This is a genomic window from Nocardia sp. SYP-A9097 (assembly GCF_009649815.1).
GTDB lineage: Bacteria > Actinomycetota > Actinomycetes > Mycobacteriales > Mycobacteriaceae > Nocardia.
In genome coordinates, this window is record NZ_WJIC01000010.1 from 233,828 (window position 1) to 256,032 (window position 22,205).

Genomic DNA, 22,205 nt, shown 5'->3' on the forward strand with positions numbered 1-22,205 from the left:
TCAGCTCGCCAGGCAGCCCGGCCCGAGTAGCGCCTTGAGATCGCCCATGAGGGCCGAGGAGGGCGAAACCCGTAGGTTGTCGGCCACTTTCAGGGTGGTGGTGCGTTCGCGGGAGCCGACGTGCTTGATGATGACGTCCGCGGTGCCGGGATGACTGTTCAGGACCCGCTTGAGCGCGCCGATCTTGTCGGGGGTGCAGAGCCGGGTCGGAATGATCACCGAGAGCGGCTTCTCCACGCCGATATGTGAAAGGTCCGGCACCACAAGGTCATTGGCGATCAGCGAGATGCGATCGTCGCGGGCGGAGACCCGGGCCTTGACCAGGACGATGGCGTCCTCGGTGACATCCATGCCGTAGACCGAGTAGGACTGCGGGAAGAACAGCACCTCGATACCACCGGTGAGGTCCTCCAACTGGGCCGATGCCCAGGCCAGGCCGTTCTTGTTGACGCGGCGGGTGACACTGGCGAAGATACCGCCGATGGTCACCTGCTGGCCATCCTTGACATCACCCTCGAGAATGGTCGGGATGGCCGTATCCGACTGTGCCGCAAGCACATGCTCGACACCATTGAGCGGATGCCCGGAGACGTACAGGCCCAGCATTTCGCGTTCGAGGGCGAGCTTGTGCTTGGACTCCCACTCCTCGTCGGGCACCTTCACATTGAAGACACTCGCCATGGAATCGTCGTCGTCCAGGCCGCCGAAGAGGTCGAATTGGCCGATGGCCTCGGCCTTCTTGGTCGACATGACCGCGTCGATGGCGTCGGAGTGCACCAGCAGCAGGCCCTTGCGCGGATGTCCGAGCGAGTCGAAAGCGCCTGCCTTGATGAGGGATTCGGTGACCTTCTTCGAACAGGCCTGCGCGTCGACCTTGTTCAGGTAGTCGGAGAAGTCGGTGAACTTCGACTTCTCCTTGCGCGCGGCGATAATCGAGGAGACCACATTCGCGCCGACATTGCGGACCGCGCCCATACCGAAGCGGATATCGCCACCGACGGAGGCGAATTCGATTTCGGACTCGTTCACATCCGGGGGCAGCACCTGGATGCCGAGGCGGCGGCAGTCGGCCAGGTAGATGGCGGCCTTGTCCTTGTCGTCACCGACGGAGGTGAGCAGACCGGCCATGTACTCGGCCGGGTAATTGGCCTTGAGGTAGGCGGTCCAGAAGGAGACCAGGCCGTAGCCCGCGGCATGCGATTTATTGAACGCGTAGCCGGCGAACGGAAGAATGGTGTCCCACAGCGCCTTGATGGCGGGCTTGGAGAAGCCGTTGTCCATCATGCCCTTTTCGAAGCCCTCGAATTCGGCCTCCAGGACTTCGGCCTTCTTCTTACCCATGGCGCGGCGCAGAATATCGGCTCGGCCGAGCGAGTACCCGGCGACCTTCTGCGCGATCTGCATGATCTGTTCCTGATACACGATCAGGCCGTAGGTATCACCCAGGATGACCTTCAGAGGCTCTTCGAGCTCCGGATGGATAGGTTTGACCTCTTGCCGCGCGTTCTTACGGTCGGCGTAGTCGTTGTGCGCGTTCATGCCCATGGGGCCGGGGCGGTACAGCGCGAGCACGGCGACGATATCGTCGAAGCCGGTGGGGATCATGCGGCGCAGCAGGTCGCGCATGGCGCCACCGTCGAGCTGGAAGACGCCGAGAGTGTCTCCGCGCGCGAGCAATTCGTAGGTGGCGGGGTCCTCGAGCGGCAGCGTGTCCAGGTCGAGGTCGATACCGCGGTTGTTCTTGATATTGAGCAGCGCGTCACCGATGACGGTCAGGTTGCGCAGGCCCAGGAAGTCCATCTTCAGCAGGCCGATGGCCTCACAGGACGGGTAATCCCAGCCGGTGATGATCGCGCCGTCCTGCGCGCGCTTCCACACCGGAATCGCGTCGGTGAGCGGTTCGGACGACATGATGACCGCGCAGGCGTGCACGCCGGCATTGCGGATCAGGCCCTCGAGGCCGCGGGCGGTCTCGTAGATCTTATTGACGTCCGGATTGGTATTGATGAGTTCGCGGACCTCGGCGGCCTCTTTGTACCGCTCGTGTTCGGGATCCATGATGCCCGAGAGCGGAATGTCCTTGGCCATGATCGGCGGCGGCAGCGCCTTGGAGATCTGATCGGCGATGGCGAAGCCGGGCTGGCCGAACTGGACGCGCGCCGAATCCTTCAGTGCCGCTTTGGTTTTAATGGTGCCGAAGGTGATCACCTGGGCGACGCGGTCGCTGCCCCACTTCTCGGTGGCGTAGCGGACCATTTCACCGCGGCGGCGATCGTCGAAGTCGATATCGATATCGGGCATGGAGACGCGCTCGGGATTGAGGAAGCGCTCGAAGAGCAGACCGTGCGGAATCGGGTCGATATTGGTAATGCCCATGGAGTAGGCGACCAGCGAACCGGCGGCCGAACCACGGCCCGGGCCGACATTGATGCCGACCGAACGGGCGTAGTTGATGAGGTCGGCGACGATGAGGAAGTAGGCGGGGAAGCCCATCTCGATAATGACGTCGAGTTCGAAGTCGGCGCGGGGCAGGTAGTCGCCCGGAATCCCATTGGGAAAGCGGCGATTCAGGCCCTCCATCACCTCGTGCCGCAGCCAGCTGCCCTGGGTCTCGCCCTCGGGGACCGGGAAGACGGGCATACGGTCGCGGTGTTCCCAGACATCGTCGTAGGGCTGCACGCGCTCGCCGATGAGGACCGTATTGTCGCAGGCCCCAGGGACTTCCGTATCCCAGATGGCGCGCATCTCCTCGGCGGACTTGAGGTAGTAGCCGGAGCCGTCGAACTTGAAGCGGGTGGGATCGGAGAGCGTCTTGCCGGTCTGGATGCAGAGCAGCGCCTCGTGATTACCCGAGTCGGTCTCGTGCACGTAGTGGCAGTCGTTGGTGGCCAGCGGCGGGATGCCCAGTTCCCTGCTGACCATGAGCAGGCCCTCGCGGACGCGGCGCTCGATGGACAGACCGTGGTCCATGATCTCGAGGAAGAAGTTCTCCGGGCCGAAGATCTCCTGCCATTTGGCGGCGGCCTCGAGGGCTTCGCGTTCCTGGCCCAGGCGCAGGCGGGTCTGCACCTCGCCGGAGGGGCAGCCGGTGGTGGCGATAATGCCGGCCGCGTGCTCGGCGATGATGTCGGCGTCCATACGCGCCCACTTGCCGAGCTGGCCTTCGATGGACGCGAGGCTCGACAGCTTGAACAGGTTCCGCAGACCGGTCGCGTTCTCCGCGACCATGGTCATATGCGTGTACGCACCCGAACCGGAGACGTCATCGCTCTTCTGTGAGGGATCGCCCCACTGCACGCGCTTGGTGTTGAACCGGGACTCCGGCGCGATGTACGCCTCGATGCCGATGATCGGCTTGACGCCCAGCTTCTTGGCGGAGTTGTAGAACTCCGAAGCGCCGTACATGTTTCCGTGGTCGGACATGCCGACCGCGGTCATGCCCAGCCGTTTGGCCTCTTTGAACAGAGGCGTGATCTTCGCCGCGCCATCGAGCATCGAGTACTCGGTGTGGTTGTGGAGATGGACGAATGATCCCGACGAGGCTGACACGCAGACATACTAAGCGCCCCCACCGACGAGTTCCGAAGGCACGCGGAGGCGACTTGGGAGTACGGCGTTTCGCGGTCCGCGTGTCGTGGTGAAGGTCACTCGCGGAGCTGCGAAACCGGTGCGGAATCACCGGCTTCGAGAGGCTCGCCCGCCTGCGCCCGCGAGAGCGCAACGGTGGCAACACACATGACGACAACCGCCACCAGGACGAAGGCGGTCCCCACCGGACCACTCCGGAGCCGTTCATCCAACACGGCGATTCCGATGAACGCGGCAACCAGTGGTTCGGCGATCGTGAACGCCGGCAGGCACGCGGCCAGCGACCCCGCTTGATACCCGCGCTGCTGCAGGTAGACGCCGCCGATGCCGGTGGCGACCAACGCGTACAACTGCCAGCCGGTGAGAGCACCGCTGACGCTCTGCCCGAACAGTCGAGTCACATTCGCGGTCAACGCGGCCGACACACCCACCAGCGTGCCACCCGCCCCACCGAGCAGAAGTGCCCGCAGCGCAGGCGTTTTCACGACCCGAGCACCGACGACCCCCGCCACGACCACCCCGAACACCAACCCCAGCGGCAAGAGCCACCGATGCCAGGGCGCATTGTCGAGCCCCTCGGTGGGATCCCCGACAATCAGGAAAACCGCCAGCGCGACCGACAATGCCAATGCGTTCGCCCACATCCCCGCGGTGGTCTTCCGCCCGCTGTACCGCGCCGCCATCGGCAGCGCGAACACCAGCGCACTCACCAGAATCGGCTGCACAATAAGCACCGACCCCAACGCCAGCGCGGCCACCTGAAACGCGAATCCCCCACCGTCCCCGATCATTCCGGCCCACCACCGCGGATTCCGCACCAGGGCCCGCATGAGCCCCTCCCCCTCGGGCACCTCCGAGGCCGCCTGCTGCTGCGCCACCGCCGACACCGCGAACAGCAGAGCCGCCACAAACGCACAAATCACCGCACCCACAGGAAGCTGCACTCCCCCAGTCTGCCGCCCCGCCCTCCGACGGCACCTACCGACCGGCAGGGCACCCCGCGAGTGTGCAGTCAGGGCGGCGAAATCCGGGAATCACCGCCGTGAGTGCACACTCGGCGGCAACTCAGGCGGCGCGGGGGATGGCGGGTTGGGTGGAGCGGCGGGTGGTGCGGGCGCAGCGCAGGGTCAGGGGCAGGACCCAGGCTGTGGCCAACTGGTCTGTGGTGAGGGTGGAGAGGGAGAGGCGGTTGTGGACGAAGCCGACCGAGAGGCCGCGGCGGGGGTCGGCCCAGCCGAAGGAGCCGCCCAGACCTACGTGGCCGAAACCCGCTCGGGCGCCGGGCATGGGGAGGGAGTGGTAGCCCATGTGCCAGAGCATGGGGATGTAGAAGAGGGCGTGATCGAGGGAGTAGGACTCGATGCGGCGCATGGTTTTCATGGTCGACGGGGAGAGGAAGCGGCGGCCTTGGGACATGCCGTCATTCGCCAGGGCGCTGTAGAGGGTGGCCAGGCCGGTGGCGGTGCAGACGCCGTTTCCGGCGGGGAGTTCGGTGTCGAGGATGGGTGGGGCCTCGCCCTCCAGGAAGTCTTCGAGGCCGGGGAGCAGGAGGGCGCGGGCTGCCGCGCCGAGTGCGCCGGGGAGGGTGTGGGTGCGGCCGAGGATGAGGGAGATGTAGGTGGTGCCGATGAAGGCGAGGCGGCCGCCGTGCATGGTCGCCGCGGTGGTGGCGGAAGTGGCTGGGGGACGGCCCAAGTGGATGCCGTCGGTGCCGAGGGGGGCGGCGATTTCGGTTCGGAACAGCTCGGCCATACCGCGGCCGGTGACGGCGCGGGCCAGTCCGGCCAGGAGCCAGCCGTAGGTGAGGGCGTGGTAGGTGGGGGTGCCCAGCAGGTGGTCGGGTTTCGCGGCGGCGAGGCGCTGTTCCATCAGGCGGTGGTCGAGGATGTCGTCCAGGCCCGCGGCGATTTCGGGTAGGCCGGACAGGCCCGCGCGGTGGGAGAGCAAGTGGCGCACGGTGATTCGCTCTTTGCCATTGGCGGCGAATTCGGGCCAGTAGGCGGCGACGGGGGTGTCGTAGTCGATGAGGCCGCGGTCGGCGAGGCGATGGATGACCGTCGCGGCAATGCCTTTGGTGGCGGAGAAGACTATCGCGCCGGTATCGGCGGTCCAGGGGGTGGCGGGGGCGGATTCACCGGTCCAGATCTCGACCAGCGGGGTGCCGCGCAGGTGCACGGTGAGCGCACCGCCTGCTCCGGGCTGCCCGCCCATCAGACGTGCGAAAGTCTTTACCAGGGGGCCGAATTCGGAGGTCGCGTAACCGCCCACGCCGGTGGGTAGATCCGCGAGACCGGGTGCGATGGCGACACTGCTCATCGGCTCACGGTACGAGCCGCGCATGGTGCCGGGCAATGGGATGAACCGGAGAGTTACCGGCCAAGGCCCAGAGGTTATTTCGAGTGTCTGATCGGTAATCCGGGTGTTACCGCCGCGTACGCTGGGCGGCATGCGTGCCTTGCGATCTCTCTCGTTGAGTGTGCTGGTCGTGGTGGCCCTGGCGGCCTCGGGTTGTTCGTCGAAATCTGATACACCGGCCGGGATCACCGGGGATTGGCACGGGAGTATCGAGATCCCGGACCAGCCGCTGGCGGTGGGGGTCAGCTTCACCGATGGCGGTAGGGCCACCATCGATATTCCGGCGCAAGGGGTGTCGGGCAAGGAGCTCGGTGGGGTGAGGAACGATCCGGGGCAGGTGGAGTGGACCATTCCCGGGATCCCGGGCGATCCATCGTTCAAGGGGAGCTTCGACAAGGGCGCGGACACCATCAAGGGCCAGTTCAGCCAGTCCGGCACGCAATTCCCATTGAATCTGACTCGCGGCAAGGTCGAGGCTCCGGCCCGCCCGCAGGAGCCGAAACCGCCGTGGCCGTACCGGTCCGAGGATGTCAGCTATCGCAGCGGCGATATCACCATCGCGGGCACGCTGACCGAACCGCGGAGCGCCGGACCGCATCCCGCGGTCGTGCTGATCACCGGCAGCGGGGCGCAGGATCGCAATGAGGAAATCGCGGGGCATAAGCCATTCCTGCTGATCGCGGACACTTTGACGCGTGCCGGTTATGCCGTGCTGCGCACCGACGATCGCGGTGTCGGTGGCACCGGGGGCAAGCGCGACGAAGCCTCTTATCAGGATCTGGCCGGGGATGTGGCGGCCGGAGTGGCGTTCCTGCACGGGCGTTCGGAGATCGACGGCAAACGCATCGGTTTGCTGGGCCACAGCGAGGGCGGATACCTCGCGCCGCTGGTGGCGGCCGAGCCGGACAGCGGCGTCGCCTTCGCGATTCTGATGGCCGGACCGGCGGTGCGCGGCTCCGAGGTGCTCATCGAACAGAACCGGCTGATCATGACCACGAGCGGAGCCACCCCGGAGCAGGTCGCCGCTCAGGTCGGCTACATCACCAAGCTCACCGAGGTGATGGGCGGTGGCGATCTGGCGGCGGCACGCAAATTCGCGCACGAGCACAATGATTCGCTCCCCGCCGACCAGCGCGCCAGTGCGGAGGTCATCGACCGCTCGGTGACCACGAGCATGCTGGCACTGGCGAATTACGATCCGGCCCCGGCGCTTTCGGCCCTGCGGATTCCGGTGCTCGCGGTGTACGGCGGTAAGGATGTACAGGTGCTCGCCATACAGAATGAAGGTCCCGCGCGCACCCTGCTGGCCGCCGATCCCGATGCCACCGTGCATGTTTTCGACGGACTCGATCACCTGATGCAACCGGCGAACAGCGGACTGCCGGGCGAGTACTCCACCATCGAGACGACCATCGACCCGCAGGTGCTGGACTACTACACCGCCTGGCTCACCCAGCGTTTCCCGGCGAACCGTTAGTGCCTGGCACACAACAGATTTAGTGAGGGAGAGCTGACATGGGCATCTACGAGAACCAGGTCCTGCCCCGGATCGTCGATCTGTCGTGCGGGGCGAGCATGCTCGATCCGGTACGCGAACTGACCTGCGAGGGCCTGCACGGGCGGGTGGTCGAGATCGGTTTCGGTTCGGGCCGCAATGTGCCGTTCTATCCGGGCGCGGTGGATTCGGTGACCGCGGTGGAGCCGGTCGATACCGGCTGGCGAATGGCGAGCAAGCGCCTGGCTGCGGCCAAGGTCCCGGTCGAGCGGGCGGGTCTGGACGGGCAGTCACTGCCGTTCGCGGACAACAGTTTCGATTCGGCGCTGTCCACCTGGACACTGTGCACCATTCCCGACGCGCAGGCCGCGCTGGCGGAATTGCGACGAGTGCTGGTGCCCGGCGGCACCTTTCACTTCGTCGAACACGGGCTCGCCCCGGATGCCGGGGTACAGAAATGGCAGCACCGTTTGAATCCGGTGCAGCGGAAACTCTTCGGCGGCTGCAATTTGAATCGCGATATTCGCGCGATGATCGAGGAGGCGGGCTTCGAGATTCGCGAAGTGGATTGCTTCTACGAGCACAAGTTGCCGAAGTTCATCGGTGCGCTGTCGCGGGGCGTGGCGATTTCGGCGTGAAATCGCCGACGCCCCGCTCCGGGTACTACTTCTCCGGCCAGCCACCGTACGGAACGGTGATCAGCTCCATATAGTGGCCATTGGGATCGGTGAAGTAGATACCGCGGCCACCGTCATTGTGGTTGATCTCGTTCTCGGCCTGCATGCGCGGGTCCGCCCAGTAGGTGAGACCACGCTCCTGAATCTTCTTGTAGGCCGAATCGAATTCGTCCTCCGAGACCAGGAAGGCGTAATGAGTGGGGTGAATGCCGCCCGGAATATCCGGCGGGCTCTTCGCGAAGTCGAAAGTGACGCCGTTGTGCACCGGCAGTGCGATGAACGGGCCCCACTCCGCCCCCACCTCCAATCCGAGGATATCCGCCCAGAATTCGGCGGTCTCGCGATTGTCATTGCTTGCGACAATGGTGTGGTTGAACTGAATAGTTATGGGAATTCTCCTGTGTCCGTGGCGATCCCGACCCTGGACCGGTGCGAGTCGGCCGACAGGAGCACCGCCACGTCATCGAAGTTAGCCAACGAATGGTCGATTCGCCAACCATCCTGTGGCAGGCATCACAGGATGATCGGCGTAACCAGCTAACTTCGAGCCGCGCTACTTCTGCGCCGACGCCGAGGCCGAGAACGTGCTGAGCAGGCAGATCACACTCTGCGGGAACTGCTGAACGCAGACGGTGCCCGCCACATCGGCGTTCTGCACCGGAGCCTGGTCGAGCGGTACGGCCGAAGCGGTGGCTACGGCGGCGAACGGTGCGAGCAGCAGGGCGCTCGCGAGGACTCCGGCACGGAAACGATTGCGCATGAGGGTATTTCCTTCCGTAGTGGCTATCGATCTCAGCGTACGGGCCCCGCGAAGTACTCCTGCTCCGGACGACCGGTGCTGCCGTAACGCAATTGCATGCGCACACCGCCGGTGCCGACCAGCGCGGCCGGATAGCGCTGCGCGGTGGCACGGGAGATACCGATGGCGGCCGCGACCTGCGCGGCCGACATGGGGCCGGTGGCGCCCCGCACCGCTTGCAGCACAAGGTCTTTCGTGGGCGAGGCGGCCACGGCGGACTGCGCCGCGGCGCTGTTCGTGGACGCACCGGGACGTAGGGCGAGCAGGCCGGCATCGACCTCGGCCGCCGCGACCTCGGGGGCGGACAGAATGCGCCGATATCGGGCGTATCCGGCCAGCCGGGATGCCAGCGCGGCATGATCGAACGGCTTCACCAGATAACCCAGCGCACCGGCCGACAGCGCGGCCCGCACCGTCTCGGATTCGGTTGCGGCCGTGAGCATCATGGCGTCGAAGCGGATCTCGCGCACCAGGTCCACGCCGGAGCCGTCGGGCAGGTAGACATCGACCAGGGCCTGGTCGAACCCGCCCTGCTCGATCTCGGCGCGCGCGGCGGCCATGGTATTGGCCACCGCGCCCACGGTGAATCCCGGTAGCGCCGAGACGATTCCGGCGTGCATATTCGCCACCCGGAAGTCATCGTCGACGACCAGGACGTTCACTTCTGCTCGGCCCACGCCGGTTCTCCCTCGGTCAGCGCACCCGGTAGCCGGGCAATGAACTCCGCACCCCGCAAAGGCTTTTCGGCCGCACGCCCCGTGGCCGCAACAGGCCCGGATCCGTCCGGCTCGACGGACGAGACCGCTCCCCCGCCCGGATGCGCCAGCCACACTTCGCCGCCGCGCGCCCGCGCGACCTGTCGGGAAAGCGCCAGTCCCACCCCGCGCCCGCCCGGGACACCGCTGCCCGAGCGCGTCGAAACCCCTTCGCTGAACACCGAATCCACCAGATCCACCGCTACTCCGGCACCGCTGTCCGCGACGGTGAGGTGAAGTGTCTCACCCTCCTGCACCAGTTCGACCTCCACCACCGGCGGCTCATCGGTACCGCATTCCGGCGCGGGTGCCACGTCGGTGCCGCCCGCGGCGGCCTGCTCTCTCGCGGCCTCGATGGCATTGTCGAGCAGATTGCCCAGAACGGTCGTGACATCCACCGGCGCACCGAGATTCGCCGCCACCCAGGTGTTCGGTCCGAGGCGGAGCTGGACGCCCCTTCGCGGAGTGGATTATCGGTCTGGCCGAGGGACGCCTGCTGAAATGGCGTCCGTCGCAGGCGGCCGCGGGCCACGGCGGGATGTGAGCATGAGATACCGCAAGAGCTTGGCGCTGATTCTGCTCGCCGTCTGTTCCCTGCTGCTGGCGACCGGCTGCCGTGATTCGCGCACCATTCCGGTGGCGAACGGCCGACCGCAGCTCACCATTATGGTCGGCGGCCTGGAGAAGGTGATCTACCTGCCCGCCATGCTGACTCGGCAGCTCGGCAATTTCGAACGCAATGACATCGATGTGAAACTCCTCGGCGAACAGTCCGGCGCGACCGCCGAAACCGCGCTGCTCACCGGCGATGTGCAGGGCGTGGTCGGATTCTACGATCACACCATCGACCTGCAGGCCAAGGATCAATGCCTGCGCACCGTGGTCCAATTCGCCGCTGTGCCAGGCGAAGTGGAGCTGGTATCGACACAGGATGCGGAAACCATCCACTCCCCCAAGGATTTCCGTGGCAAGAACCTCGGCGTCACCTCACTGGGTTCGTCCACCGACTTCCTCACCCAGGCCCTGGCCGGGCAGGAAGGCTTGCAGACCTCGGACTACACGCGGGTGAAAGTCGGTGCGGGACAAACCTTCATCGCGGGTATGAACCACAATGGCATCGACGCGGGCATGACCACCGATCCGACCGTCGCCAAGATGGTCACCTCCGGTGATGCCGAGGTACTCATCGATATGCGCAATGAGCAGGGCACCCGCGCGGCCCTGGGCGGACTGTATCCGGCTGCGTCGCTGTACATGCGCTGCGAGACCGTGGACAGCCACCCCGAGATCGTGCAGAAATTGGTCACCTCGTTCGTGCAGACCCTGCAGTGGATCAAGACACATACGCCCGCGGAGATCGCGGCCGAGATGCCGTCCCAGTACGCCGGCGGCGACCCCGAGCTGTACGTGAAATCGGTCGGTGACTCGATCAGCATGTTCAATGGCGACGGACTCATGAAACGCGAAGGGGCGGAGAATGTTCTGCGTATCCTCGGCCGGTACTCGCGGAATGTGAAGCCCGTGCGGGACCGCATCGATCTCGATGCGACCTACACGAATCACTTCGCGGAGCAGGCGCTCAAGCAGGGCGCGCAGTAGTACCGCGCCGGTCGTCACGGCGCTCGCGTTTCCCACGGGCGATCTCGGTGGCCAGCGCGTCGAGCGATTGCGCGAAGGGCTGTTCGCCGAGGGCCGCGAGCCAGGACCGGGCCGCTCGCGTCGCCTCGGGATCGATGGCATAGATCCGGCGGGTGCCCTCGGCACGCACGCCGAGCAGTCCGGCGTCGCGCAGCACCTTGAGATGCTGCGAGACGCCGGGCTGCGAGATCGACGTGAACGCCTGCACCGCGGCGACAATCGACCCGGCGGGGAGTTCACCCGCACCCACCAGTTCGAGAATGAAGCGGCGCACCGGATCGCCGAGCGCGTCGAAGATCTTCGCCGGGGAATGCTCCATCAGGACTCCGCGCTGCCCTCCGCTTCGACGGTGTAGAACTCGATCGTATTGTCCCGTGCGGTACGGGCCGTCACGGGATCGTCGCCATCGGCGATGGCGGCCTCGGCCCAGCCATTGCCCGCGGCCCGGACGAACTCGATACCGGGCGGCGAGGTCGGAAAGGGCAGGGCCACAGCCGGATCCACCGATGCGCCGGATTCGACGTGCAGGCCCAGCGCCATGAGTGAGAGATCCCAGCCGACGCCGACCGCACCCGGACCGTACCGCGTCCAGAATCCCGGATCGACCTGCGCCTCATGCACCAGTTCCAGCACGGTGTCCGCACCGTCCGGCGCGAGGCTGATGGTCAGCCAGGACATGGTCGGACCCATTTCCCAGGTCACCGCGAATTGCCGGGGCGCATCACAACTCTCGACGACACCGCCCGCATTGCCCTGGGTCTGATACCGGCCGCCCGGCTTCAGCTCGCCGGTGACCGGCAGGAACCAGCGCGGCAGTCGGTCGGGATTGGTCAGCGCGTCCCAGAGGTCGGCCTGATCTGTCGGGTAGCTGCGGCGGGCCACGGCAATGCGGGTCGGCACGCCGTCGCGCGCACCGCTGCGCACCTCCCGGGCGACCAGTCCAGCGGTGGCTATCGGGTCGTCGAGCAGGGTCATCACGCCTCCTATGCATAAGTTGCGACTTATATTACCAGCGGCGAGTTGGTTCGCGGATAACCTGCCAGCCATCTCGCGATGCCATCTTGATCTCGTGCAGAAAGTCATGCCGGATACCTGGTTTCACCGGCTGTGTGCGGGCATCTCCGAACGCCTGCCGTTCGGATTGGAACGCCTCGCGCCGCCGACCTTCATCGGTTATCTACTGGTCAGCGCGGTGTGCTTCACGGCCGATATGGTCATTCTCACCCTGCTGCACGGCACGCTGGGGCTGCCGTTGCCGATCGCGGTCACCGCGGGCTATATCACCGCGTTCGGATTGAGTTATCTGCTCAACCGGACGCTGAACTTCTCCTCGCACGCCGCCGTCGGCCCGCAGCTCGCGGTGTATGTGGTGGTGGTCGTGGTGAACTATCTGGTCTTCATTCTCGGCGTCACCAGCGGATTCACCGCGCTCGGCATCGAATATCAGCTCGCGCGGGTACTCGGCGGAGCCGGCGAGGGGCTCTACATGTACGCGGCCATGCGCTGGCTCGTCTTCCGCGGTGCCATGATACCGACCGGGGTCAGATGACGACGGCAGCGGCGCGAATCGCCGCGTAGACCGACCGGCTGGGCCATTCCCGAATCACCAAGCGCTCCGGGCGGATTCCCGGTGCGGGCCGCAATCCGAGCAGGTTGACCACCACTTCGGAGGGCACGACGAAATCACCGAGCACGGTGTTGTCCTCGGCGAAGCGCACGAAGGAGATGCAGTCGGTACGCGGCAGCAGCACATCGGCCTCCTGCTCCACCCAGGTCGTCAGGGTGAGCGGACCGCGGCCGCGATCGACCAGCAATACCTCCGGCGCGAATGCCGGCTCGATACCGTATGCCTCGAATCCCGTTCCGTACTCCAGGTATTCGTCCAAGGCTCCGCGTAGCAATGCGGTCTGGGGCGCGTAGGCGCTGACGGCGAGGGTACAGCGGGCGCGGATCGCGGCGGGCAGTGACGGGTGCGGGCCCGCGTGGTCGAAGGGTACGACCCGGCCGTGTTCATCGGTCGTATATCCCTGCGGCGACAGCGGATTGGCCGCTCGGTCGTAGTGCTCCGCGGCGGTCGCGAACGCCTCGTCGAGCAGGCCGGGCTCATCGGCGACGATCAGCAGGGTGTCCGGGTCGGGCACGAACGCGACCGCGCGCCGGCCCCGATAGCTCATGCCGGACAGCCACTCGGCCAGCAGCGGTAGCGAGGAGGCGTATCCGCTGTTGTCGACAATCCGCAGTGAGGGCGCGGGCTCGGCACCCACCGACGCCGACGACGCGGCCAGGTTCGCGCGCGCCACCGCGAATACTCCGCCGGGCGGAACCCCCCACCGGCGCACCAGATTCGAGTCGACGAAGGCGCGCGCATCCGGCAGATCGATCACGACCAATTCATCGACGAACGGGAAGACCTGCCGTCGCAACAACCCCGCACCGGAGGCACCGGCGCGATAGCCGGTCGGCCGCAGGACCGGACGCAACAGCGACTGGACCTCGGCCCAGGACGCCACCTCCCGACGATTCACAGCGAGGTTGTCGGCGTTGCCGCCCCGTCCATTTCGAGCACCCACCGCAACACCCTAAAGCGATCGGCGCGAGTCCGCTCTGCCCGAATCGGTCGCCAATCGGCCACTGTCCGGCATGTGCGTCAATCCGTCGCCGCCCGGGTGCGCCGGGCGTAGGCGCGGGCGGCGCGGACGCGGTCGCCGCAGCGGGTGGAGCACCAGTGCCGGCGTCCGTGGCGCAGCAGGTAGCGATTGCAGGGGGCGGAGTCGCAAGGGGTGAGGTCCGCGGCATCGGTGCTGGTGAGGAGGTCGGCCGCATCCGCCGCGAGGGTGGCGAGCGCGCGTTCGAGGATCTCGTTGGGCGGGCACGCCGCCGCGCGATGCGGGCCGTTCCGCTCGTCCCACAGCAGTAGGGCGGCGGTGGGGACGCTGGTCAGGGCGTCGTTGACCGCGGAGAGCGCGGCGGGAAGGGGGGTTACTCCGGCGATACGGGCGGCGAACAACGATCTGACATGTTCACGTAGCGCGCGCAGCTGGGTCGTGCACATCTCTTGGACGCCGGCGTTTTCCGGTGCGAGATCGCGATTGGTGAGCCATCGATTGGTTGTCTCGGGGGTGCCGAGCAGATCGATGTATTGCCCGCCGGGCAGCGCGATGGCGCTGTTGACGAAGTCCAGCGCGAGGTATCGCTCCGCGCCCGGCGCGGGTGGCAGCACTGACTCGGTAGTCAGGTTCTCCCTCATGAATCTCATGTTACCTCTTGCGTTTATCCGTGAGACACGCCTACTGTCCTCACGGATAGACAAGCAATCTTCCGTGAGGAGTTTTATCGTGACCACCGTCGGCACCACCCAGCAGCACTTCCCCGTCCGAGTCTTCGGCGGCCCGACCGCGCTGTTCGAATACGGCGGGCTGCGGTTCCTCACCGACCCGACCTTCGACGCACCGCAGCAATATCAGGGCGGGATGCTGACCAAGACCGGACCCGCGGTGGTGGCCGACCTCGGCCGGATCGACGTCGTGCTGCTCTCGCACGACGAGCACCCCGACAATCTCGACGACTCCGGCCGGGCCCTGCTCGCCGATGTCCCGCTCACCCTCACCACCCCCGGCGGCGCCGAGCGATTGGGGAATTCGGCTCGGGGACTTGCCGATTGGGAGTCGATCGAACTGGACCGGCCCGACGGCGGCACCATCACCGTGACGGGCGTGCCCGCCATCCACGGGCCCGGAACCCGCGAGCAGGTCGAACCGATCCTCGGTCAGGTCGTCGGATTCGTGCTGACCGGAACGGATCTGCCCAGCGTCTATGTCAGTGGCGACAATGCCTCGCTGGACCTGGTTCGGGAGATCGCCGAGCGTAGCGGCCCCGTCGATACCGCCATTCTCTACGCCGGTGCGCCGCGCTTCCCGATCCTTTTCGACGGTGCGGCAATCGTTTTCGACAGCGCGCAGGCCGCCGAGGCCGCCGCGATCCTCGGCGCGCGACGGGTGGTTCCGGTTCACTACGAGGGTTGGGCCCACTTCACCGAGGGCCGGGACGATTTGGTGGCAGCCTTCGCCGCCGCCGGACTGGGCGACCGCCTGGACCTGGGCGAGCTGGGCTGACCGGGCAGTAAAGGAACTCTCTCATGGCAATTTCCGTCGCCGAGCGGGCCGAGGATATCCCCGGGGCGCAGCGCCACATCCTGACCGTCCTGGTCGCCGCGCAGGTCCTGAGCGGCGCGGGGCTGGCGGCCGGGGTAACCGTCGGCGCGCTGCTCGCGCAGGACATGCTCGGATCCACCGGTCTCGCCGGACTGCCCAGCGCGCTGGGCACCGCCGGTTCCGCGCTGGCGGCGGTTGCCGTGGGCCGTGTTTCGCACGCTCGCGGCCGTCGTCCTGGGCTGGCGGCCGGATATCTGACGGGTGCCATCGGCAGTGCGGGAGTGATCGCGGCGGCCGTCGCGGGGAATGTCGCCCTGCTGTTCCTCGCGCTGTTCGTCTACGGTGCGGGCACGGCCACGAACCTCCAAGCCCGTTATGCCGGAGCCGATTTGGCGGCCCCGGCACATCGCGCCCGTGCGGTGTCCACGGTTCTGGTCGCCACCACGCTGGGCGGGGTGGTCGGCCCCAATCTCACCGCGCTCACCGGCGACCTCGCACGCGGGCTCGGCATCCCGTATCTGGCCGGCCCCTTCCTGCTCGCCGGGGTCGCCTACGCGCTGGCGGCGGTGGTGCTGGCGGTGTGGCTGCGGCCCGACCCATTGCTGTTGGCGCGCACCATGTCCGGCGAAGGGACCGCGACGGACTCGCGGCCGGGCGAGGCGGACCCGCACTCCGCGCGGCGCTCCGGTGTGCTGGTCGGCGCGCTGATCATGGTGCTGACCCAGTTGGTCATGGTGGCGATCATGACGATGACACCGGTCCATATGCACGATCACGGCCACGGTGCTGCCGCCACCGGTCTCGTCATCGGCATTCATATCGGCGCGATGTACCTGCCCTCACCATTGACCGGGTGGCTCGTCGACCGCTTCGGCCGGCTCCCGATCGCGGCCGCCTCCGGAGTGACACTGCTGGCCGCGGGAATCGTTGCCGCCCTTGCCCCCGACGATTCCCTGGCCCCGTTCGCGGTGGCCCTGGCGCTGCTGGGTCTGGGCTGGAACTTCGGCCTGATCACCGGCACCGCGATCATCACCGATGCCGTACCGCTGGCCACCCGCGCCAAAACCCAAGGTCTGGTGGATGTTTCGATTGCCATCGCCGGCGCGGCGGGCGGTATGGCCTCGGGGTTCATCGTCGCGGCCGCGGGCTTCCCGCAGCTGGCGCTGGGTGGTGGGCTGCTGGCGCTGGCTATCCTGCCCGCTGTCGCCGTCGCAGTGCGTCGACGGTGAAGATGGCCAGGGCAAGCCAGATGAGCGCGAACCCGGCCCAGCGGGAGGCGGGCATGGGTTCATGACCGATCAGCACGCCCCAGGTGAGCTGTAGTGCCGGGGTCAGGTATTGCAGGATTCCCATGGTGGACAAGGGAACTCGCGGTGCGGCCAGTGCGAAGAACAGCAGCGGAATGAGCGTGATCGGGCCGGTGACCATGAGCAGCGCCGAATGCGAGACGCTGGAGCCGAAGGTGGCATTACCGGTGACACCGAGCACGATCACCGTGATCAGCGCGAAGGGCGCGGCCGAAATACCCTCCGCCGCAAGGCCGGGTAGGGCGTCCAGGCGAATGACCTTCTTGATCAGACCGTAGGTGGCGAAGGAACAGGCCAGGATGAGCGCGATCCACGGCGGGCGGCCGTAGTCGACGGTCAGGACGATGACGGCGCTCGCGCCCAAAGCCAGTGCCACCCACTGCACTCGGCGCAGGCGCTCCCGAAAGATGATGACACCGAACGCGACCGTCACCAGCGGATTGATGAAGTAGCCGAGCGCGCACTCGACAACCTGCTCATTGATGACGCCGTAGACATAGACGCCCCAATTGATGGACAGCGCAAGCGAAGCCGCCGCCGCGAGCCGCCAGGTGCGGGCGTCGATACCGCGCAGCTCCCGCAGGCGGCCGGTGACGAGCAGCGCCAGCAGGGCCATACCGAGGGTCCAGAGAATGCGTTCGGCGAGCACCTCCACCGGGTCCGCGAATTTCAGCAGTCCGAACACGGCCGGGAACAGGCCCCACAGGAAATACGCGCCGAAGCCGAACGCGACACCCAGCTGAGTGCCGGTGTAGTCCGCGCGCCCGGCGCGGGACGATTCGGCTGAACCTGCCTCGGCGGCAGTGGGACTCTCCGGCACCCGTCAACGTTAGCCTGCGCAACGACCAGGCGACCATCGGATATTCGCCCGATATGTCCTGATTGCCGACGCGCGCACGGCTCACCTGGGGAAATCCGGTTAACCACAGGCAAACCTTTAGGCTGTCGATCATGTCGATCACCGCACAGGCAGCGACACCCGCGACGGGACTCACCTCCGCAGAGGTCGAGCAACGCCGTCGCGATGGGCTCACCAATGATGTTCCCGAGCGGGCCTCCCGCTCGGTACGAGACATCGTCAAGGCCAATATCTTCACGCGCATCAACGCGATCCTCGGTGTGCTGTTCATTCTGGTGCTGGCGACCGGATCGATTATCGACGGCATGTTCGGACTGCTCATCGTCGCGAACAGCGCGGTCGGCATCATTCAGGAGGTCCGGGCCAAGAAGACCCTGGATCAGCTGGCGATTGTCGGACAGGCGCAGCCGGTGGTGCGGCGCGAGGGCAAGGCCACCAAGGTCGCGCCGCAGGAGATCGTGCTCGGCGACATTATCGAGCTCGGGCCCGGCGATCAGATCGTGGTCGACGGTCAGGTCACCGAATCCGAGTTGCTCGAGGTCGATGAATCACTGCTCACCGGTGAGGCCGACCCGATCGACAAAACCGTTGCGGCGCCGGTCATGTCGGGCAGCTTCGTGGTGTCCGGCAGTGGCGCGTACCGGGCCACCAAGGTCGGCAAGGACGCCTACGCCGCCAAACTCGCCGATGAGGCCAGCAAGTTCACGCTGGTCAATTCCGAACTGCGCAACGGCATCGACACCATTCTGAAAGTCATTACCTACCTGCTGATTCCGGCGGGATTGCTGTCCATCTACAACCAGCTGGTCTCCAGTAAGGAATCCTGGCGGCCCGCCGTCAACGGCATGGTGGCGGCGCTGGTGCCCATGGTCCCCGAGGGCCTGGTGCTGATGACCTCCATCGCCTTCGCCGTCGGCGTGGTCCGGCTGGGGCGGCGCCAGTGCCTGGTACAGGAGCTCCCCGCCATCGAGGGCCTGGCGCGCGTGGACGTGGTGTGCGCCGACAAGACCGGCACGCTCACCGAAAATGGCATGCGGCTCAGCGAGATTCGACCGGTGGACGCGAACGGGGTCGGTACCGCGCTCGCCTTGCCGTCCGCCGTATCCGGCGCGGTGGATGGCGAATCCTCCTCGGGCGGAGGTGAACTGGCCCAGGTGCTGGCGGCGATGGCCTCCGATGATCCACGACCGAATGCGAGTGTGGCGGCCATTGCCGAGGCGCTGCCGGATTCACCGGGCTGGAAGCCCAGCGGCGTCGCGCCGTTCTCCTCCGCCAAGAAGTGGAGTGGATTCTCCTACGGCGAGCACGGCAACTGGCTGCTCGGCGCGCCCGATGTGCTCCTCGATCCGAACTCCGAAACCGCGGCTGTCGCACAGGAAGTCGGGGCGAAGGGGCTGCGGGTGCTGCTGCTCGCCGGCAGTGACCGGCCGGTGGACGCGGCCGACGCGCCGGGGCAGGTGACGCCCGCGGCGCTCGTGGTGCTGGAGCAACGGGTGCGGCCCGATGCCAAGGAGACCCTGGACTACTTCGCGTCGCAGCATGTGTCGACCAAGGTCATCTCCGGTGACAATGCGGTCTCCGTCGGCGCGGTGGCGACCTCGCTCGGTATGGCGGGCGGCGCCGATCCGGTCGACGCGCGCACGCTGCCGACCGATCAGAACGAGCTCGCGGACGTGCTTGATCAAAAGACCGTATTCGGCCGGGTGCGCCCGGATCAGAAGCGCGCCATGGTCTCCGCGCTGCAGTCGCGCGGGCATACCGTCGCCATGACCGGTGACGGCGTGAACGATGTACTCGCGCTCAAGGACGCCGATATCGGCGTCGCCATGGGTTCGGGCAGTCCCGCCACCCGCTCGGTGGCGCAGATTGTGTTGCTGGACAACAAGTTCGCGACGCTGCCGTATGTGGTCGGTGAGGGCCGCCGGGTGATCGGCAATATCGAACGCGTCTCGAATCTGTTCCTCACCAAGACCGTGTACTCGGTGGTGCTGGCGTTCCTGGTCGGTATCGCGGGTATCGGCTCGCAGATCTTCCATTACAAGGCGATCGGATATCCGTTCCTGCCACGGCATGTCACGATCGCGGCGTGGTTCACCATCGGCATTCCGGCTTTCATTCTGTCGCTGGCGCCGAATAACGAGCGGGCGCGCACCGGATTCGTCGGGCGCGTCATGCGATTGGCGATTCCGTCCGGTCTGGTGATCGGTGTCATGACGTTCATCGCGTACCTGATCGCCTACAAGGGACCGGATGTGGGCGAGACCGCGAAGATCCAGGCGGGCACCACCGCGCTCATCACCCTGCTGATTATCGCGGTGTGGGTGCTGGCCATCGTGGCGCGGCCGTGGAACTGGTGGAAGATGCTCTTGGTCGCGGGTTCCGTTGTGGGCTACCTGATTCTGTTCGCGGTCCCGTTCACCCGGCACTTCTTCAAACTCGATCCGAGCAATATCGCGCTCACCACCGCGGCGATCATCTGCGGTGCGATCGGCGTGGTACTGGTCGAGGTGGCGTGGTGGGTGAGCGCCAAACTGCACGGCGAGACACCGCATCTGCTGCCGAGCCCGCCCGGCGAAAACGACTGAAATCAAGGACATTCCGTGCCAATGACGGCGGCGCACCGACTCGGTGCGCCGCCGTTGACATAACATCCAAACTGGTCGCATGATTTGGCTCGCCGGTGAACTGCCTTGTCCCGGACGTTCTTTGACTCGCCATGTACCTTGGGCCGCATGGAGGTCCTGCTGCACCAGATCGACGCGTTCGCGGACGCACCGTTCTCGGGCAATCCCGCCGCTGTCATGCCGCTGCTGTCCTGGCTGCCGGATGCCCTGCTGCAACAGCTCGCCGAGGAGAACAATCTCGCCGAGACCGCCTTCTACACCTCCGCGCTACCCCCGGACGCCGGTGCGGCGCCGGACAACTCGCCCGCCTTCCACCTACGCTGGTTCACCCCGACCACCGAGGTCGACCTCTGCGGGCATGGCACACTCGCCGCCGCGGCGCAGATCCTGGACGATATGCATCCCGGCGCGGACCGCGTGCACTTCTACACGCGCAGTGGCTGGTTGCGAGTGGATCGCGATCGCGACGATCTGGTGCTGGATCTGCCGAGCGCCGCCTCGGTGGAGATCGATGTGCACGAAGACATTCCGCAGGCCCTGGCCAAAGCGCTGGGGGTACGGCCGTTGCGCGCCTACGCCGGTGTCGACGTGGTGCTGATGGTGACCTCCGAACATGAAGTGCGCGAAGCGAATCCGAACTTCTCCGAATTTCCGGAAATACATCGCGGGGCCATTCTCACCGCCGCCGGTGAAGAGGCCGACTTCGTCTCCCGGTTCTTCGCGCCCGGCCAGGGCATTCCCGAGGATCCCGTAACCGGTTCCGCCCATGCGCAACTCATGCCGCTGTGGAGCCGCGAACTCGGGCGCAATACCCTGTCCGCGCGCCAGCTCTCCGCCCGCGGCGGAGCGCTGCGCTGCACGCTCAGTGGTGATCGCGTCCGCCTGGCCGGTCGCTGCCGCCGCTACCTCGACGGCGTAATTCGCCTGGCGGACTGAGGATTTCAGCGACGCCACCGCCCATCGACGCTGCGCGGGCCGTCAGCGATTCACAATGCTGTCGGTGAGCGCGAGCAGATCCGCTTCCTGGTAGCCCGGATAACCGTGCAGCTTGGCCCGCCACTCCGCCGGAATCGCCGACGCACCCCAGCGCGCGCCGAGCAGCCCACCGGCAATGGCGGCGGTGGTATCGGTATCACCGCCGGCCCGCACCGCGAGTTCCAGTGCGGCGGGCAGGGTGTCGGCGTGCGTAATGGCCCACCACGCGGTCTGCAGGGCGTGCACCACCCAGCCGTTCTTGGGGAAATCCGCCGGGGTACCGCACTCGGCCTTGTCCAGCAGCGGGCCCCAGAATCCGGAGTCGACGATCGAAAGTGCCTGCCGCACACCGCCATAGGTGCCGTACAGCACCGCGTGCCGGATGGCGAGCGTCCACAGTTTGCACGCCTGCATGGCCTGCATGTCGTAGTGCGTGAGCGAGCTGACCACGGCCGCGGCCTTGGCGCAGTGCGGCTCGTCGTCGAGATAGGCCAGGGCCACCGGCGCGGTGCGCATGAGCGAGCCGTTGCCCGCCTTCAAACCGCCGAGATCGTGTGCGCGCACCTGCATTTCGCGCCCGGACGTACTGCGCCACTGCAGCACCTGGCTGGTCTGGAAACCGACATCGGCGGGTTTGGAATCCCACCAGGCGATGAACTCCGCGGCCACCGCGTCGAGGCCGGCCTCCTCGTGCAGGTTCCCGGCCCGCGCGGCCGCGCGCGCCACCGCGATCGCCATGGAGGTGTCGTCGGTCCACTCCCCCGGCGCCCAGTCGAAACTGCCGCCGCCCTTCATCTCGATGACCACTTCCGGTCCGGGATGGGTGAACTCGAAGCCCGCGCCCAACGCATCGCCCGCCGCCGTACCCAGCAGCACGCCGGCCGCGCGGTCCGCCTGCTCCGTGGTCAGTTCCATCCGCTCCCAGCCCCTCTCGATGAGCCCATTGCCCGCCACTCTGCCACGGCCGACTCTCCTGCCACGG

21 protein-coding genes are annotated in these 22,205 nt (G+C 66.6%); 8 read left to right on the forward strand and 13 right to left on the reverse strand.

Annotation, left to right across the window (positions count from 1 at the left end; genetic code table 11):
* From dnaE to GFY24_RS21885, 3 genes are all read right to left on the reverse strand, one after another.
* On the reverse strand, nt 1-3,549 hold the full coding sequence (gene dnaE / locus GFY24_RS21875) for a DNA polymerase III subunit alpha (protein WP_309231155.1): 3,549 nt from the start codon (nt 3,547-3,549) through the stop codon (nt 1-3).
* Between the two features lie 95 nt (nt 3,550-3,644).
* Nucleotides 3,645-4,532, reverse strand: coding sequence for a DMT family transporter (locus GFY24_RS21880; protein WP_309231156.1), 888 nt, complete (start codon nt 4,530-4,532; stop codon nt 3,645-3,647).
* A gap of 121 nt (nt 4,533-4,653) precedes the next feature.
* Nucleotides 4,654-5,904 (reverse strand): serine hydrolase domain-containing protein, encoded by a 1,251-nt coding sequence (locus GFY24_RS21885; protein WP_153806907.1) that lies wholly within the window; start codon nt 5,902-5,904, stop codon nt 4,654-4,656.
* 130 nt (nt 5,905-6,034) lie between these two features.
* On the opposite strand from GFY24_RS21885, the gene GFY24_RS21890 reads away from it, so the two are divergent.
* On the forward strand, nt 6,035-7,420 hold the full coding sequence (locus GFY24_RS21890; RefSeq protein WP_153806908.1) for a S9 family peptidase: 1,386 nt from the start codon (nt 6,035-6,037) through the stop codon (nt 7,418-7,420).
* A 38-nt stretch (nt 7,421-7,458) separates the two neighbouring features.
* Entirely contained in the window at nt 7,459-8,076 is a 618-nt protein-coding gene (locus GFY24_RS21895; protein WP_153806909.1) for a class I SAM-dependent methyltransferase, read from the forward strand.
* 25 nt (nt 8,077-8,101) lie between these two features.
* On the opposite strand, the gene GFY24_RS21900 is transcribed toward GFY24_RS21895, so the two are convergent.
* The 4 genes from GFY24_RS21900 to GFY24_RS21915 form a co-directional block, all read right to left on the reverse strand.
* Entirely contained in the window at nt 8,102-8,503 is a 402-nt protein-coding gene (locus GFY24_RS21900; protein WP_309231170.1) for a VOC family protein, read from the reverse strand.
* 165 nt (nt 8,504-8,668) lie between these two features.
* Nucleotides 8,669-8,875 carry a hypothetical protein gene (locus GFY24_RS21905; RefSeq protein ID WP_153806910.1) on the reverse strand — a complete coding sequence of 69 codons (207 nt, stop codon included), beginning with the start codon at nt 8,873-8,875 and terminating at the stop codon, nt 8,669-8,671.
* 32 nt (nt 8,876-8,907) lie between these two features.
* Nucleotides 8,908-9,591 (reverse strand): response regulator, encoded by a 684-nt coding sequence (locus GFY24_RS21910; protein ID WP_309231157.1) that lies wholly within the window; start codon nt 9,589-9,591, stop codon nt 8,908-8,910.
* Nucleotides 9,573-10,091 (reverse strand): ATP-binding protein, encoded by a 519-nt coding sequence (locus GFY24_RS21915; protein WP_309231158.1) that lies wholly within the window; start codon nt 10,089-10,091, stop codon nt 9,573-9,575. Before GFY24_RS21915 ends, GFY24_RS21910 begins: the two co-directional genes overlap by 19 nt.
* A gap of 124 nt (nt 10,092-10,215) precedes the next feature.
* Between GFY24_RS21915 and GFY24_RS21920 the strand changes: the two genes are divergently transcribed.
* Nucleotides 10,216-11,268 carry an ABC transporter substrate-binding protein gene (locus GFY24_RS21920; RefSeq protein ID WP_153806911.1) on the forward strand — a complete coding sequence of 351 codons (1,053 nt, stop codon included), beginning with the start codon at nt 10,216-10,218 and terminating at the stop codon, nt 11,266-11,268.
* On the opposite strand, the gene GFY24_RS21925 is transcribed toward GFY24_RS21920, so the two are convergent.
* On the reverse strand, nt 11,249-11,626 hold the full coding sequence (locus GFY24_RS21925; protein WP_153806912.1) for a helix-turn-helix transcriptional regulator: 378 nt from the start codon (nt 11,624-11,626) through the stop codon (nt 11,249-11,251). The genes GFY24_RS21920 and GFY24_RS21925 overlap by 20 nt on opposite strands.
* Entirely contained in the window at nt 11,626-12,282 is a 657-nt protein-coding gene (locus tag GFY24_RS21930; protein WP_153806913.1) for an SRPBCC family protein, read from the reverse strand. Before GFY24_RS21930 ends, GFY24_RS21925 begins: the two co-directional genes overlap by 1 nt.
* Nucleotides 12,283-12,376: 94 nt before the next feature.
* Between GFY24_RS21930 and GFY24_RS21935 the strand changes: the two genes are divergently transcribed.
* The gene (locus tag GFY24_RS21935) at nt 12,377-12,856 is read left to right on the forward strand and encodes a GtrA family protein (protein ID WP_309231159.1); all 480 of its coding nucleotides are present in this window, start codon (nt 12,377-12,379) and stop codon (nt 12,854-12,856) included.
* On the opposite strand, the gene GFY24_RS21940 is transcribed toward GFY24_RS21935, so the two are convergent.
* Nucleotides 12,849-13,877 (reverse strand): hypothetical protein, encoded by a 1,029-nt coding sequence (locus GFY24_RS21940; RefSeq protein ID WP_194852964.1) that lies wholly within the window; start codon nt 13,875-13,877, stop codon nt 12,849-12,851. The two genes, GFY24_RS21935 and GFY24_RS21940, sit on opposite strands and share 8 nt — an antisense overlap.
* A 77-nt stretch (nt 13,878-13,954) precedes the next feature.
* Nucleotides 13,955-14,554 (reverse strand): ABATE domain-containing protein, encoded by a 600-nt coding sequence (locus GFY24_RS21945; RefSeq protein WP_153806915.1) that lies wholly within the window; start codon nt 14,552-14,554, stop codon nt 13,955-13,957.
* 88 nt (nt 14,555-14,642) lie between these two features.
* On the opposite strand from GFY24_RS21945, the gene GFY24_RS21950 reads away from it, so the two are divergent.
* Together GFY24_RS21950 and GFY24_RS21955 are read left to right on the forward strand one after the other, a co-directional pair.
* Nucleotides 14,643-15,419 (forward strand): MBL fold metallo-hydrolase, encoded by a 777-nt coding sequence (locus GFY24_RS21950; RefSeq protein WP_309231160.1) that lies wholly within the window; start codon nt 14,643-14,645, stop codon nt 15,417-15,419.
* Nucleotides 15,420-15,442: 23 nt separating this feature from the next.
* Nucleotides 15,443-16,687, forward strand: coding sequence for an MFS transporter (locus tag GFY24_RS21955; RefSeq protein ID WP_153806916.1), 1,245 nt, complete (start codon nt 15,443-15,445; stop codon nt 16,685-16,687).
* Here GFY24_RS21955 and rarD read toward each other — a convergent pair.
* Nucleotides 16,647-17,504, reverse strand: a complete 858-nt coding sequence (gene rarD / locus GFY24_RS21960; protein WP_153806984.1) for an EamA family transporter RarD — start codon at nt 17,502-17,504, stop codon at nt 16,647-16,649. The two genes, GFY24_RS21955 and rarD, sit on opposite strands and share 41 nt — an antisense overlap.
* Before the next feature lie 212 nt (nt 17,505-17,716).
* On the opposite strand from rarD, the gene GFY24_RS21965 reads away from it, so the two are divergent.
* Both GFY24_RS21965 and GFY24_RS21970 read left to right on the forward strand, forming a co-directional pair.
* Nucleotides 17,717-20,209, forward strand: a complete 2,493-nt coding sequence (locus GFY24_RS21965) for an HAD-IC family P-type ATPase (RefSeq protein WP_153806917.1) — start codon at nt 17,717-17,719, stop codon at nt 20,207-20,209.
* A gap of 147 nt (nt 20,210-20,356) precedes the next feature.
* Nucleotides 20,357-21,184 carry a PhzF family phenazine biosynthesis protein gene (locus GFY24_RS21970; RefSeq protein WP_153806918.1) on the forward strand — a complete coding sequence of 276 codons (828 nt, stop codon included), beginning with the start codon at nt 20,357-20,359 and terminating at the stop codon, nt 21,182-21,184.
* 42 nt (nt 21,185-21,226) lie between these two features.
* Here GFY24_RS21970 and GFY24_RS21975 read toward each other — a convergent pair whose 3' ends face one another.
* Nucleotides 21,227-22,138, reverse strand: a complete 912-nt coding sequence (locus GFY24_RS21975; RefSeq protein WP_153806919.1) for an ADP-ribosylglycohydrolase family protein — start codon at nt 22,136-22,138, stop codon at nt 21,227-21,229.
* Nucleotides 22,139-22,205 lie beyond the last annotated feature (67 nt).

Bases quoted from the DNA above. Each gene is read 5' to 3' on its own strand.
- GFY24_RS21945 (WP_153806915.1), bottom strand. From the start codon at position 14,554: ATGAGGGAGAACCTGACTACCGAGTCAGTGCTGCCACCCGCGCCGGGC.
- GFY24_RS21975 (WP_153806919.1), bottom strand. From the start codon at position 22,138: ATGGAACTGACCACGGAGCAGGCGGACCGCGCGGCCGGCGTGCTGCTG.
- GFY24_RS21885 (WP_153806907.1), bottom strand. From the start codon at position 5,904: ATGAGCAGTGTCGCCATCGCACCCGGTCTCGCGGATCTACCCACCGGC.
- GFY24_RS21905 (WP_153806910.1), bottom strand. From the start codon at position 8,875: ATGCGCAATCGTTTCCGTGCCGGAGTCCTCGCGAGCGCCCTGCTGCTC.
- GFY24_RS21920 (WP_153806911.1), top strand. From the start codon at position 10,216: ATGAGATACCGCAAGAGCTTGGCGCTGATTCTGCTCGCCGTCTGTTCC.
- GFY24_RS21890 (WP_153806908.1), top strand. From the start codon at position 6,035: ATGCGTGCCTTGCGATCTCTCTCGTTGAGTGTGCTGGTCGTGGTGGCC.
- GFY24_RS21965 (WP_153806917.1), top strand. From the start codon at position 17,717: ATGTCGATCACCGCACAGGCAGCGACACCCGCGACGGGACTCACCTCC.
- GFY24_RS21955 (WP_153806916.1), top strand. From the start codon at position 15,443: ATGGCAATTTCCGTCGCCGAGCGGGCCGAGGATATCCCCGGGGCGCAG.
- GFY24_RS21970 (WP_153806918.1), top strand. From the start codon at position 20,357: ATGGAGGTCCTGCTGCACCAGATCGACGCGTTCGCGGACGCACCGTTC.
- GFY24_RS21930 (WP_153806913.1), bottom strand. From the start codon at position 12,282: ATGACCCTGCTCGACGACCCGATAGCCACCGCTGGACTGGTCGCCCGG.
- GFY24_RS21925 (WP_153806912.1), bottom strand. From the start codon at position 11,626: ATGGAGCATTCCCCGGCGAAGATCTTCGACGCGCTCGGCGATCCGGTG.
- GFY24_RS21895 (WP_153806909.1), top strand. From the start codon at position 7,459: ATGGGCATCTACGAGAACCAGGTCCTGCCCCGGATCGTCGATCTGTCG.